Annotated in this window: 12 protein-coding genes; 7 read left to right on the top strand and 5 right to left on the bottom strand. The window is 39.5% G+C overall.

Annotated features, from left to right (window positions below; translation table 11 throughout):
• Window positions 1-210: 210 nt before the first annotated feature.
• From HWQ42_RS28065 to HWQ42_RS28035, 7 genes are all read left to right on the top strand, one after another.
• A complete protein-coding gene (locus HWQ42_RS28065) occupies window positions 211-792 on the top strand; it encodes a KaiA family protein (RefSeq protein WP_292817663.1) in 582 nt (193 codons plus the stop codon).
• A gap of 110 nt (window positions 793-902) precedes the next feature.
• Complete coding sequence (gene kaiB / locus HWQ42_RS28060) at window positions 903-1,217, top strand: circadian clock protein KaiB (protein ID WP_069069132.1); 315 nt, start codon at window positions 903-905, stop codon at window positions 1,215-1,217.
• Window positions 1,218-1,293: 76 nt separating this feature from the next.
• Complete coding sequence (gene kaiC, locus HWQ42_RS28055) at window positions 1,294-2,856, top strand: circadian clock protein KaiC (RefSeq protein WP_292732932.1); 1,563 nt, start codon at window positions 1,294-1,296, stop codon at window positions 2,854-2,856.
• A gap of 103 nt (window positions 2,857-2,959) precedes the next feature.
• Complete coding sequence (locus HWQ42_RS28050) at window positions 2,960-5,203, top strand: TolC family protein (protein WP_292817660.1); 2,244 nt, start codon at window positions 2,960-2,962, stop codon at window positions 5,201-5,203.
• Between the two features lie 530 nt (window positions 5,204-5,733).
• Entirely contained in the window at window positions 5,734-6,111 is a 378-nt protein-coding gene (locus HWQ42_RS28045; protein WP_292732936.1) for a hypothetical protein, read from the top strand.
• Between the two features lie 190 nt (window positions 6,112-6,301).
• Complete coding sequence (locus tag HWQ42_RS28040; protein WP_292817658.1) at window positions 6,302-6,811, top strand: hypothetical protein; 510 nt, start codon at window positions 6,302-6,304, stop codon at window positions 6,809-6,811.
• A 206-nt stretch (window positions 6,812-7,017) separates the two neighbouring features.
• Window positions 7,018-7,797 carry a photosystem II S4 domain protein gene (locus HWQ42_RS28035; protein WP_104909074.1) on the top strand — a complete coding sequence of 260 codons (780 nt, stop codon included), beginning with the start codon at window positions 7,018-7,020 and terminating at the stop codon, window positions 7,795-7,797.
• A gap of 107 nt (window positions 7,798-7,904) precedes the next feature.
• On the opposite strand, the gene HWQ42_RS28030 is transcribed toward HWQ42_RS28035, so the two are convergent.
• The 5 genes from HWQ42_RS28030 to HWQ42_RS28010 form a co-directional block, all read right to left on the bottom strand.
• A complete protein-coding gene (locus HWQ42_RS28030; protein ID WP_292732940.1) occupies window positions 7,905-8,681 on the bottom strand; it encodes an SDR family oxidoreductase in 777 nt (258 codons plus the stop codon).
• A 176-nt stretch (window positions 8,682-8,857) separates the two neighbouring features.
• Entirely contained in the window at window positions 8,858-9,766 is a 909-nt protein-coding gene (locus HWQ42_RS28025; RefSeq protein WP_292817656.1) for a hypothetical protein, read from the bottom strand.
• Between the two features lie 360 nt (window positions 9,767-10,126).
• Complete coding sequence (locus HWQ42_RS28020; RefSeq protein ID WP_292732943.1) at window positions 10,127-10,684, bottom strand: hypothetical protein; 558 nt, start codon at window positions 10,682-10,684, stop codon at window positions 10,127-10,129.
• Between the two features lie 631 nt (window positions 10,685-11,315).
• Window positions 11,316-11,921 (bottom strand): exopolysaccharide biosynthesis protein, encoded by a 606-nt coding sequence (locus tag HWQ42_RS28015; protein WP_292817654.1) that lies wholly within the window; start codon window positions 11,919-11,921, stop codon window positions 11,316-11,318.
• 131 nt (window positions 11,922-12,052) lie between these two features.
• Entirely contained in the window at window positions 12,053-12,937 is an 885-nt protein-coding gene (locus tag HWQ42_RS28010; RefSeq protein WP_292817652.1) for a lipid kinase, read from the bottom strand.
• Window positions 12,938-13,345 lie beyond the last annotated feature (408 nt).

Below are 13,345 nucleotides of genomic sequence, written 5' to 3'. Positions count from 1 at the left end.
ATACTTCATCATCAAAGACCTACTAAGTTCTACCAGTTAGTTGCTGCACTAGATTGTTAAGTGCATAGCACTATCTGCTCCCATAGAGCGTTATTTTGGGGTATCACCAGTTTACTACATACATACGCAGTATTCCCCTAGAAGCGTTAGCCAAACTTATCAGCCCGTGTTTCTTGGACAGGGCGATCGAGGAGATATATTCAAGAATAGATGTTATTACCGATATTGATTCTGCAATCTAATGTTAATAAATGCTTAAATAATCCAGTTGACTTAGGCAACCTAAAAGGTTTGAGTGCGTGGGTGGGGAAATTAATGGACGCAATTATTGCCCAATTTTTCTCCTTACCTGTTGCTGCAACAACCTCTGGAACAATCAACTATTTACCAAATTGGCCGCCACTAAATCCCAGTAAAGCATACACTAGCAAGTACGTTTATGTATTTGCCAGTCAGATGCAAAAAAGCCAACAGCATTTTCAGGAGATGACTCCAGCAGAAAAACAAGGATTATTAAGACAGCTTAAATTAGATTATAGCCTGATTCTTATAGATTATTTTACCACAGACAAAACACTCAAAGATAAAATTGATAAATTTATCAATACTATATTTTATGCTAATATTCCTGTGCCCCAAATAATCGAAATTCACATGGAGGTAATTGAAGAATTTTCTAACCAGCTGAAATTAGAAGGCAGGAGCAATGAAACGTTACTTGATTATCGCCTAACATTAATCGATATCTTGGCTCACTTGTGCGAAGTTTATAGGAGTTCAATTTCTAAATAAATTAAGTTTATCGCTGTATATTTCACTTTGAACACACTATTGCTTGTTAGTTACTCTCTATGCGCGAATGCATCTTGCTATTTTTATGCTCATGACTAGCTATTAACTATATGATTAAAGCCAGAAAAACCTACGTTCTCAAGCTTTACGTAGCAGGAAATACCCCGAACTCAGTCCGGGCATTAAAAACACTTAAAGATATTTTAGAGCAGGAGTTTGAAGGTGTTTATGCTTTAAAAGTGATCGATGTATTGAAAAGTCCCCAACTGGCGGAAGAAGATAAAATATTGGCAACGCCAACACTATCTAAAATTTTACCTCCACCCGTTCGCAAAATTATTGGGGATCTTTCAGATAGAGAAAGAGTGTTGATTGGATTGGATTTACTCTATGAAGAACTGAGTGAAGAAGATTTTGAAGAGTAAATTTTTAATCATCAAAAATTGATTCTAAACTTTAGTAATAAAAAAACAGGTTTTAATATCCTTTTGTTATCAAGCAATGAGTGAAAACGAGCTAGTAGAACCAAAACAACCACCGATAATTAGGGGTGTAGAAAAAATTCGGACGATGATCGAAGGGTTTGATGATATTAGTCATGGTGGTTTACCAATTGGTAGAACTACTTTGATTAGTGGTACATCTGGCACAGGCAAAACCTTATTCTCTCTTCAATTTCTCTATAATGGGATTACCTACTTTGATGAACCAGGAGTATTTGTAACCTTTGAGGAATCACCGAGCGATATTATTAAAAATGCCAATATTTTTGGTTGGAACTTGCCCCGCTTAATCGAAGAAGGCAAGTTGTTTATTCTTGATGCATCTCCCGATCCAGAAGGTCAAGATATAGTTGGAAATTTTGACCTTTCTGCACTCATTGAGCGCTTGCAATATGCCATCCGCAAATACAAAGCTAAACGAGTTTCAATCGACTCAATAACAGCAGTATTTCAGCAGTATGAAGCGATGGGAGTAGTGCGGCGCGAAATTTTCCGCCTGGTAGCACGTCTCAAACTACTGAGTGTCACCACTGTAATTACCACTGAACGTAGTGAAGAATATGGGCCCGTTGCCTCTTTCGGAGTGGAAGAATTTGTTTCCGATAATGTAGTAATTGTTCGCAACGTTTTAGAAGGAGAACGCCGCCGCCGCACCATTGAAATTCTCAAATTGCGCGGCACAACTCACATGAAAGGCGAGTATCCTTTCACAATTACTAATGAAGGAGTTAACATCTTCCCACTCGGAGCAATGCGCTTGACTCAACGTTCTTCTAATGTCAGGGTATCTTCTGGTGTCAAAACCTTAGATGAAATGTGCGGTGGTGGTTTCTTTAAAGATTCAATTATTTTAGCAACAGGAGCTACAGGTACTGGGAAAACCTTATTAGTAAGTAAATTTATTCAAGATGGCTGCCTCAATGGAGAACAGGCGATATTATTTGCTTACGAAGAATCACGCGCTCAACTATCTCGTAATGCTTCCTCTTGGGGAATTGATTTTGAAGAATTAGAAGATCAAGGTTTACTCAAAATTATCTGTACCTATCCTGAATCAACTGGTTTAGAAGACCACTTACAAATTATTAAATCAGAAATTGCTATTTTCAAACCCGCTCGGATTGCTATTGATTCTCTATCAGCATTAGCGAGAGGAGTTACGAATAATGCATTTCGGCAATTTGTAATTGGTGTGACAGGTTATGCTAAACAAGAAGAAATTACTGGTTTCTTTACCAACACAACCGACCAATTTCTGGGAGCGCATTCGATTACTGACTCTCATATTTCCACGATTACCGATACAATTCTGATGTTACAGTACGTAGAAATTCGTGGAGAAATGTCGCGAGCAATTAACGTATTCAAAATGCGCGGGTCTTGGCATGATAAGGGCATTCGTGAGTATAATATTACTGCTGACGGGCCCGAAATTAAAGATTCTTTCCGAAACTACGAACGGATTATCAGCGGTGCTCCTACTCGCGTTAGTATCGATGAAAAGGCGGAACTTTCTCGCATTGTTAGACGTTTTGAAGACAAACAGAGTTCCGAACCCTAAATTTAGTATCGTAGTATATTCTTTCCTAAGTTTAGTATCGTGCTATATTCTGTGGTGAAGAAAGGTTTTCTGCCGCTAGATTGATTTTCGTGTGAGGGATGCGGTGAAAGGACAGCAATTATTTTATAGCTTCTTACCTGGTGTAACGGCAGCAGTTTTAACAACTCAGCCTGCTTGGGCTGGTACTGCGAAACTAACTGGGATACAACTGGCATCTTCTCCTAGTGTTTTGACTTCTACTTATGGTCAAGGCTTGGTTGTGGATACCATGAATAGGCAACTGTCTAACAGCGCAAATGTTAGTGTTCCAACCCTAGTACCTGCTTTGGGTTTTACTAAACTGAGTGTGAAACCTTTAAGTAATAGCAGTATTCCCGTATTTACGGCTGAAAATACTGTTGTGCCAATAAAACAACTACTTAAGAAAGATAAAGGTAGATTTTTCAGTTTGACACCTACCTCTAATTCTTCCCAAGCTCAAAAGAACCAAAAACAGAGTAATTCAAGTGCTTCTGGGCAGAAATTAAAGAAGATAGTAGTTCCCAACTACACTTTAAAACCCCTTTCTGTCCAAAAAGGAATTTTGTCCCTGTCTTCTGCACAGCAGCCAGTGGTTCAAAAGAAAAATACTGTTACTCAGTTGCAAACATTTTTACAAACTTCAGCTACAGGTGCAGGAGCAGCAAAACTGTTGTCAGCGCAGAGGTATCCACAGGAGTTGAGCAAAAGCAAAACTAACTGCTTGGCTGTGCTACTAACCTCAAGCACCTGTTTACGACAAAATGCTATTGGTCGCTTGGCTCAGAGTAATACCACGATTCCGACAGATTCGACGCCAATCACTGCGCCAGGAACTGTAACTCCTGCACCAGAGGGTTCGACGCCAACTTTCACTGCTCCAGAGGGTTCGACGCCAACTCTAATTACGCCAGGAACCGTAACTCCTGCACCAGGGAGTTCGGTGCAACCTGCTACTGTGCCAGGAACCGTAACTCCTGTGCCGTCAGGCTCGGTGCAAATTCCAGAGAACCTGATTCCTAACTCAAATCCCCTACAATTTCCCACCAAAGCAGAGGAAGTGAGACTTCAGGAAAATCAGCCGATTACTTTGGCACAGGCTCTGGAGTTAGCACGGCGTAACAATCACGATCTACAGGTGTCTTTATTGGAGCTAGAACGCAATCGAGCGGCTCTACGCGAGGCGCAAGCTGCTTTATTGCCCACTCTGGGAGTTAGCACGGATCTTACTCGTAGTCAGTCTGCTAGCAGTCAGCTTCAGGATGAAGTAAACGGGCGAAATGGCTTACTGTCTAACCAAGATCAACCCAGTACATCTTTTTCTGGTCAAGCACAACTGTCGTATAATATCTACACTTCTGGGAGAGTGCAATCTAGCATCAAAGCGGCTGAAGAACAAGTACGTTTCAACGAGTTGGCTGTAGAAACTCAGTCTGAGACAATCCGTTTGAATGTTGCCACAGACTACTACAATTTGCAACAAGCAGATGAACAAGTACGGATTGCCCAATCGGCTGTGCAGAACTCTGAAGCTAGTTTACGTGATGCAGAAGCTTTAGAGCGAGCTGGGGTTGGTACGCGGTTCGATGTGTTGCGATCGCAGGTGAATTTAGCAAATGCCCAACAAAATTTAACTAATGCTAGATCCCAGCAGTCAATTTCCCGTCGTCAATTAGCAACTCGGATCAGTTTGCCGCAAGCAATAAATATCAGTGCCGCTGACCCTGTACAATTAGCTGGTCTTTGGAACCCAACCCTAGAACAAAGTATTGTGTTGGCTTATCAAAATCGTCCAGAATTGCAACAGCAGTTGGCACAACGTAATATTAGCGAGCAACAGCGTAGGCAAGCTCTTGCGGAACTGGGGCCTCAAGTTAGTTTGGTCGCTAGCTATGACCTGCTAGACCAGTTCGATGATAATGTCAGCGTTACTGATGGTTATTCATTCGGAGTTAGGGCAACCCTAAATTTGTATGATGGGGGAGCCGCTAGAGCAAGGGCAGATCAGTCCAAAGCTAATATTGCGATCGCAGAAACTCAATTTGCTGAACAGCGCAACCAAATTCGCTTTCAGGTAGAACAAGCCTATTCTACCCAGCAATCTAGTTTGGAGAATGTTCAAACCGCTAATACCGCTTTAGAACAAGCCAGGGAAGCTCTACGTTTAGCGCGTTTGCGATTCCAAGCTGGTGTAGGTACTCAAACTGATGTCATTAACTCTGAAAATGACCTCACCCAAGCTGAAGGTAATCGAGTCACAGCAATTTTGGATTACAACCGCGCTTTAGCTCAGTTACAACGATCTGTTACTCTCAGAGCATTCCGCTAATTAGCTGAAACTCAACTGAATCAATACTTTTGACTGCTGTTGTGTTTTGTAATGCACTTTGCACCTGCTATTAGGGCATTACAGAGTTCAGTAGGTTTATGATAAAAAGCTAGCTAAAAGCCTTATTTATCCAGTAAAAACACTGAATAAATGAGGCTTTTTAGTCCAAAAGGCAGTATTTTAAATAAATTGTTATTTTTTAGAAATCCTTTCGCGATCGCGAAAGGATAAGAGTCTACTATATCTAGTCCGAGAATTTTACTCCCCTTCTTCCAGTAACAAAAGTTTTTCCGCTCCTCTTAAAAGCTGTTTACAGACGCGCTCGCTTCCGTTATGGATGGAAGAAACAAGTCAAATCCTCTTTCCTTCTGCCTTCTGCCTCCTGCCTTGTTTCTTTAAAGAGGGTTAGGGAGAGGTAGTAGAGAAGGAGTTATTTTTGTGAGGTCTATATTGGACTTAACAGAGAAGCGCTATAGTCAAATTTGGACTAACATAACTGAGTGTTCGATCGCTTGCCTTGTCAAAGACTCATGACTAAAGTAACATCTCAAGAAATTGCACAGTTTCGCTCTCAATTGGCAGACGATCCTAGCGATATGGAAGCGCTGGATTTAATTGAAGACTGTGATGGAGATTTGGAAGATGCAGCGATGACGCTAGCTATCCGAGCAGGACAACAACCAGAAAGAGCAAATTCCGAGTGGTTAGATGCCTTGGCGAGAAAATGGCGTGTCGTCATTTGCGAACAAGAATATCGAGAAGATTTGCTTAATACTTCTCTTCAGAAGATGATGGAACGTTTAAAAACAACGCCAACATTTCCTAAGATTTTGGCAACGCCAGTTTTGCTATACGTCCTCAAGCAAGGCGTAAACAATTTTTGTGAGCCACTAGATTTGTTAAAATGATCGTCCCGTCCCGCATTTAGGCAGCAGGGAGAAAGAGTTAGAGACAAATCGTTTGTATCAAGTATTTCATGAAATGGTATAAGTCTTGGAGTAATCCAGATGTGTGCTTCTAGTCATACGAGGTTCAATCGACCAGGACTGATACGCTGTTAATTAAGGCAAAACTTCTATTAGACAAATTGTAAAATCAATGAATTACCTTGTTGCCGTATTACCAGACCGCATTCAAGCCGAAGCTGCTTACTTAGCTTTAGAAAAAGAAGGCATTAACAGCACTATTTTGGGGAGGGGGTATAAAACGGCTGACGAGTTTGGCTTAATTGACCCCAAAGACCAAGCTAAAAAACAAGCAAAACAGATGGCAACCTGGCTGATACCATTTGGCTTTTTTGCAGGTTTTACATTCAGCCTGATTACTGGTTTAGATACTTTTGCCTGGGCGGGTGAAGTTGGCAATCACATTGTTGGCGGACTGCTGGGTGCTGCTAGTGGTGCAATGGGCGGTGTGTTTGTCGGTGGCGGAGTCGGTTTACTTATAGGTGGTGGTGATGCTTTACCTTATCGCAACCGCTTAGATGCAGGTAAATATTTAGTAGCTGTTCAAGGTTCTGAAACTCTGACTCGCCAAGCAACCAAAATATTACGTCAGTTTGATCCAGAAAATATCCAAGGTTATGCCGACACAAATACTGTGTATTGAATAAATCATAGTTTACAGATCGCAACACAGCGGCTTGAGTTACTTTCCTATTCTTTGGAGATGGCGTAAGCCGCTGCGATCGCAAACAAATCCCCAGTAGAAAGGCTAACCCAATCTGGACAGGAACTGTAGAAATGGGAATTAAAGCTAGAATCAGGATAGTTATAGCAAATTAATTCTCAATTCATAACTCATAATTTTTAAGAATGTTGCCACGAGAAGAACTTTTAAAAGGCGTTGAAAATCGAGATAGTGTCGCTCGTGCAATCGATCAAGCGGAGCAAGCGATCAAAACTTGGGAAGTAGTTTTGACAGATTTTCTATCTCCCCCAGAATTGGCAGAAATTCAACGGGTGTTTAACCGATTAACAGAAGTGCAATTGGTGGCATGGGGTGGATATCCGCAGGCTGAACGTCAAAGAATAGCGATCGCTCGTTCGGAACTTCCGTTAGATCAATCTCAAGTCAGCCTTGTAGCTGTAGAAATTGCTGGTAATTTCCTGTTTGATACCGCCTCTCATCGCGACTTTTTAGGCGCAATGTTGGGGACGGGAATTGTTCGTGAAAAGACGGGAGATGTGATTGTCTTAGGAGAACGAGGGGCGCAAGCGATTGTTGCACCAGAGTTGGTGGAATTTTTGTCAATGAGCCTCAAACAGGTGCGATCGGTTCCTGTGAAAACTCAGCAGATTGAGCTAACTGAATTAAAGGTTCGGGAACCCAAGAAAAAAGAATTAACTACTGTGGAGGCTTCTTTAAGATTAGATGCGATCGCATCTGCTGGTTTTGGTATGTCCCGCAGCAAAATGGTTGATTTCATCGATGCTGGTGATGTCCGCGTCAATTGGAAGGAAGTTACCCAAGCTAGTTCTCAAGTCAAATCAGGCGACTTAATCGCCATTCGCTCTAAAGGGCGTTTAGAAGTTGGGGAAATCGCCGTTACAAAAAAAGAGCGTTACCGAGTTCAATTAACAAGGTATATGTAATAAGTTAGGAGTGAAAAGTTAGGAGTGAGGAGTTTTAAATACATCAGTTTATTTAACTTTAAACTCCAAACCCCTAAACTCCTAACTCCTAAATAGATACCTAATACTTAGGCTTTAAAGCGTTTCGCTAACATATTCAGTAGAAGTTTGCGCGGTACAAGTCGAGATAATTTGCTTCTAATTTGAGTGGTACTATCAGAGCTAATAACAGTTGGATAGCCTTTTTCTAAAGCTTCTAAAGATTCCCAAACCACTTTTTCGGAAGAATAGACTTTATCTGTACTGCCTGCCAGCGCTGGAGGAAAATTAGCTTCTGCAAAAAAGTTTGTTTCTATTGGCCCTGGACAAGTGACTAAAATACGGACACCATACTGATAATTTTCTGCCCATAATGCTTCACTAAAGCTGAGAATAAAAGCTTTACTAGCAGCATAAACAGAAAGGTATGGTATTGGTTGAAATGCGGTAATAGAGGATACGTTAATAATACTTCCAGAACGACGTTGCCGCATCAATGGTAGAAATTTGTGGGTTAAATCTACTAATGCTAAAATGTTTAATTGTACGATTTTAACTTGTTTTTCTCCATCCCCTTCAGCAAAGTCGCCATAGGAACCAAAACCAGCATTATTGATTAATAAATCAATGTTTAATCCCTTTGCCTTTGTGGCATCAAATACACTAGCAGCTGCATTAGGTTCTGTGAGGTCTTTTACTACAACGTCTACTTGAATTTTGTGTTGTTCTTGTAGTTGTTTAGCTAATTTGCTTAGTTTATCTTCAGAACGAGCAACGAGTACAAGATTTGTTTTACGTGCAGCTAGTTCTTGAGCAAAGGCTTTACCAATACCACTAGAAGCACCAGTAATTAAAGCAGTTGGCATTCTACATATTCAGATAGTTTTTAAGCACTTATAAATCTTAGCTATGCTGACTAAAAGTTTTAACTACCCAAAGTGATATATCCAAAAGGGTAAAACCAGCACTTAGTACTATGAAATCTGAATGAAGGCTTGCTCCACTCAGAACTTCTCTTGACCTAAAACTTGACTTTTAGAAACTATATTAATTCTCCCAATATACCGATATGGGAGATTCTTAAATCTTCTTCATCTGTATATTGAATAGACGAGTCGATTTTTTCTGGTAATTCTACGTCCTTGCGCGACCACTCAAATACAAATTTAGAGTCCAAATGCTTAAGATTAGAAAATATCTGCTTCCATTGGCTTCGTCGAATTCGATTTCCCCACCTTGATTGTAATTCTCTCGAATAGGCTTCTTGTTGATAAATAAAGAACTCAAATGGTCTTTTTTTTGCATCTCTGTGATCTAGTAAATCAATCAGATGAAACATAAAGCCATCATCTGAGAGGCTACTTACAAGATTTTCTAAAAGTGGCACAACATCATCAATGGGGACATGCTCTAACACAGATTTAGAGAATATAAAATCTATTTTTTCTTTACTCGGCACTTTTTGAGCCAAATTAATTGGAGCAATGTATTCTATACCCAAGTCTTGTAAAACTTCTACAGATAAATTTTTTAATGAAAGCAGTTTTTTTAAACGTAAGCGGATAATATCCCGATCTTCAAATGTAGATAGACTATCTAAGATACTCCAATCTACAGAATTACACACGGCTTTAAAAATATTTTCGGGTTGTAATAACGGGCAAATATCCGTTGCATAAACCTTTTTTGCTCCAAGAAGGTAAAATACTAACGAATGAGTAAGTAACCATCCACTTCCAATTTCAAGACAAACTTTATCACGTAATACATATTTTTCTTTGCCAGACTGAAGCAGATATATAGCAACTTCATTAGCACAAATATCAAGCCTTTTGCCTGTAAGAGCTAGCCTACTGGAATGCGTTCTATTATATAAACCTTGATACAGATCGGATGATCTAACCATCGATTTGATGCGTTCATCAAGGAGATTCCTTACTATATTTTTCATTTGGTAGACCTCTATTACTGAATTTAGTGTGAATAAAACACAACATTATTAACTGTACCAGTAAGATAAATTTCTGTATGATATATAGGTATTTTTTATTAGACTGCCTTGAAAATAGGAAATAGGAAACAGGGAACGCAAAGAAGTATTTTCATTGTTCCTTGTGAGTTCCACTCATGGAGTCTCTTGCACAAATGCACAATTTGCCTGCGGTATCTTGCTACATCCCCCAACCCCTTTTCCCAATTTTGGGAGAGGGATTTAGTATGAGGGCTTTTGATTCATGTAAGAAGTTTATTAAGTCAGATATTACAAATAATGATTTTTTCATGGCGATTCAAATGCATTTTGAATTGCTAATCACCATTTTTCAGACCAGTAGATAATTTCTGAGGTGGAACTATTAATAGCAACGCCGTAGCTATCTCCATGATTCCACTTAAAGCCAGTTCTACCTTTGTCATCTGTATTTAATACCAATATTTCATAAGTAGCTGGAAAAGATTCTGTAGGAGAGTCACTAGTATAGAAGAAAGTTGTCGGCACACCGTTAGGTTGATTTATATGGTCGTTTGTGTTACCACCTATATATTTGTGCTTGGCACTATTTCTGTATTGTGAAAGTAATTTTTCTATCTTCTTTGGTGGCTCTTTCAGCCTAATTTGAAAAAAACTACTTTCTTGCAAAACTTTGGGAGAGTAAGCAATACGAACATCTTTAGCATCAGGAGGAATTTCATTAGGAAAATGTTTTACTTGGTCATTTTCAGACCATAGTTGATTACGAATTTCTTTGTAGCGTGATGTATCAGTTATGATTTTAGGCTCGCTAGTACTGCTAAAAGTTGTTCTCAGAAAAAAGCTCCCCCCGACAATACTAAGACTAGCAAGGGCTAATAGAAATTGCGATCGCTTCATCAAGTTGGGTGTGTCTAACTTTCATAGTCATATACCCAACTAATAAACTAAATTCGTACTATTGCGGATATCGAATCAGAGATATTAACAGAAACTTTGTGTATTCAGAGGAAAATGGGGATAATTGTAAAATTAATGTGAAGTTGGTCAATGATTACCTAGTCAAATACCGTAGACGATCCTCATTGAGGCTAGTACTACCGTTGTAGCTAAGTAAATCAATTCTACAGTCATCCATTTTTTTTAATTCTTCCTGATGCAGCAATAACTAAAGCGGATATATAAATAGTAGATGCACCTTAATTAAATCACAGCCTTCAGCTTTTAGTTGAGGGCTTTTTTTTATTGCTAATACTTTTTTATTCGGGAATAAAATAAATTTTTTCAAAAGTCTAATTTGCCCGGATATGGCGATAAATAAAGCGGATTAATAAATGGTAGATGCACCTTAATTAAATCATAGCCCTCAGCTTTTAGTTGAAGGCTTTTTTATTGCTGATATTTTTTCGGAAATAAAATAAATTTGTTTAAAAGTCTAATTTGCCCGGATATGGCAATAAATAAAGTGGATTAATAAATGGTAGATGCACCCTAAGAATTACAGCCCTCAGCCACAAGCTGGAGGCTTTTATTATTTCAATATCGATGGCAGCAAACTGGGAGCTAACCACACTGCATAACCAATAAATCCAAACAGCAAGGTAATCAGGGCAGTAATGCCGTAGCTGATGCAAATTAATAAACCGTCAGATTCTATGGTGGCAACAGTCAAAAGTAAAATACCAATAGTAGGGATAGGATTTGTAAACGGGATTGGTAATATTAGTAATACTGTTAATAAAGAGATACAAAACCCATTAATTCGCCAAATTAAAGGATTATGAGCTATTTTTGCCAATCGGGGACGGGCGATTTTCTGGAAAACTTTGGTAAGCCGTCCCAAGTTTTGCAAAAGTAACTGGGCGAAGGAACGAGGAAATTTGTAGTTAGCGATTCTTTTCGGTAGCCAAGGCGATCGCCTTCCTAAAACCATTTGCACTGACAACAGTAAACAAGCACCACCAAATGGGCCAGTTAATCCCGGTGGCATAGGAAGTAAAAAAGGCAAAACTAATAATGTAATTACCAGGCTGAAGCCCCGTTCTGAGGTTTCTGTGAGAATATCACCTAGAGTCAGAGGTTGTTCAGCTAGGCGTTGCAACAGGGACTTTATATCTTGAGAAAATCTCAGATGCATTTGACGTGAGTTGATGCGAGTTCCCACTTTGTAGTAAAGGAAGATGAGGCAGAATAACTTTTAAACTCTGCCAATTTTAGATTTTGAATTGAAGGAAAATCTAAAATCTAAAATCTAAAATTGAATGACTCCTAACTCCTGCTTTCTGGGGGTACAAAAACAGCTATAGCTTTAGGTATAACCCGAAAATGGGCAGGTGTGTAGGTAGTGATTTCACCATCTGTATTGATAGGGCGAGGTTTGCGAGTATGTACCTCTATTTCTTGACCTTGAAGGGAGCGTACACTCTGCCAATGTATATGTCGCCCTTGTCGCATTGCGGGTAGTAATAGTATAACCTGCCACCAGTGTTCAATCTCCAAGCTATAAAGGTCTAGTCTTTGATCGTCTATTGTGGCATCGTCAGCCACTGCCATACCACCACCGTAATAACGGCCGTTACCGACAGCAATTTGCACTGTTTTGACGTGAACCAATTCACCGTTAATCGCAATCTCTGCTGTAAAAGGTCTGGCTTCCAAAAGCACTTGCAATGCAGTGGCAGCATAAGCAAATACTCCCCAACGGCGCTTGACTTCTTTGGTAAGTCGTTGGGTAATTTTTACACTCAATCCCATACTGGCAACGTTAAAAAAGTGCTTGCCATTCACACAACCTAAGTCGATGCGCTGTAAATGTCCATCTCCAATAATTTTGCAAGCTTCGTTAAGGGAATTTGGGATTCCCAAAGTTCTCGCTAGATCGTTGGCAGTTCCCAGAGGCAAGATTCCCAAAGGTAACTGAGTTTCAATTAAAGCATCTACGGCAGCATTTAGAGTACCATCTCCTCCGCCAATAATTACCAAGTCAACTTGATACTTGTAGCGAAGTATAACTTCAGCAAGATGTTGGGGATCTTCTGTAGACTCCTCAATTAAATCAAACTCAAGTGTTTTTAGATATTGAATCGCTTCCGACAGACCCTTCTGCCCTTGGCGAGCATGACGATTTACTAACAGCAGTGCGCGGGAACTCATGGGTGGTACCTTTCGTTGTTGATATGTCCAATTATCCGCATCTATATCTTCTGCTTGATGTTTACTATAAAAAAGTGTTTAGGCTGTTATGAAAATTATCAACAATTCATTTTCCTAATACTTATTATATTGTGACTACTAATTTTTAATTTTTCTTTTTCTTTAGTTTAGCTCTACTATCTCTCAGTGTGTTTATCTTCAATGAATATAATTATTACTCCCTATCTAAATGAATTTTAGGTGTTTTTATTTATAAAATAGCGAGTTGTTCAAATATTATTATGCCAAACACAAGGAATATTTTTCATTAATCTAGATACATATACAGCAGAATTCAGAATGGGCTACGCCCCGCTGCACTAACAGAACTCAGCAGTAAAACACGCTTTATGTCTGGATAACAGACTT

Origin of the sequence: Nostoc sp. JL23, assembly GCF_017115065.1 — a bacterium.
GTDB classification, from domain to species: domain Bacteria; phylum Cyanobacteriota; class Cyanobacteriia; order Cyanobacteriales; family Nostocaceae; genus Nostoc; species Nostoc punctiforme_A.
The sequence above is the reverse complement of the archived record's forward strand: the minus strand, read 5'-3'. Positions and strand labels throughout refer to the sequence as shown.

Excerpts from the sequence above, each read along its gene's own strand:
- HWQ42_RS28065 (WP_292817663.1), top strand. The coding sequence starts at position 211 with ATGTTATTACCGATATTGATTCTGCAATCTAATGTTAATAAATGCTTA.
- kaiB (WP_069069132.1), top strand. The coding sequence starts at position 903 with ATGATTAAAGCCAGAAAAACCTACGTTCTCAAGCTTTACGTAGCAGGA.
- kaiC (WP_292732932.1), top strand. The coding sequence starts at position 1,294 with ATGAGTGAAAACGAGCTAGTAGAACCAAAACAACCACCGATAATTAGG.
- HWQ42_RS28045 (WP_292732936.1), top strand. The coding sequence starts at position 5,734 with ATGACTAAAGTAACATCTCAAGAAATTGCACAGTTTCGCTCTCAATTG.
- HWQ42_RS28040 (WP_292817658.1), top strand. The coding sequence starts at position 6,302 with ATGAATTACCTTGTTGCCGTATTACCAGACCGCATTCAAGCCGAAGCT.
- HWQ42_RS28035 (WP_104909074.1), top strand. The coding sequence starts at position 7,018 with ATGTTGCCACGAGAAGAACTTTTAAAAGGCGTTGAAAATCGAGATAGT.
- HWQ42_RS28030 (WP_292732940.1), bottom strand. The coding sequence starts at position 8,681 with ATGCCAACTGCTTTAATTACTGGTGCTTCTAGTGGTATTGGTAAAGCC.
- HWQ42_RS28025 (WP_292817656.1), bottom strand. The coding sequence starts at position 9,766 with ATGAAAAATATAGTAAGGAATCTCCTTGATGAACGCATCAAATCGATG.
- HWQ42_RS28020 (WP_292732943.1), bottom strand. The coding sequence starts at position 10,684 with ATGAAGCGATCGCAATTTCTATTAGCCCTTGCTAGTCTTAGTATTGTC.
- HWQ42_RS28015 (WP_292817654.1), bottom strand. The coding sequence starts at position 11,921 with ATGCATCTGAGATTTTCTCAAGATATAAAGTCCCTGTTGCAACGCCTA.
- HWQ42_RS28010 (WP_292817652.1), bottom strand. The coding sequence starts at position 12,937 with ATGAGTTCCCGCGCACTGCTGTTAGTAAATCGTCATGCTCGCCAAGGG.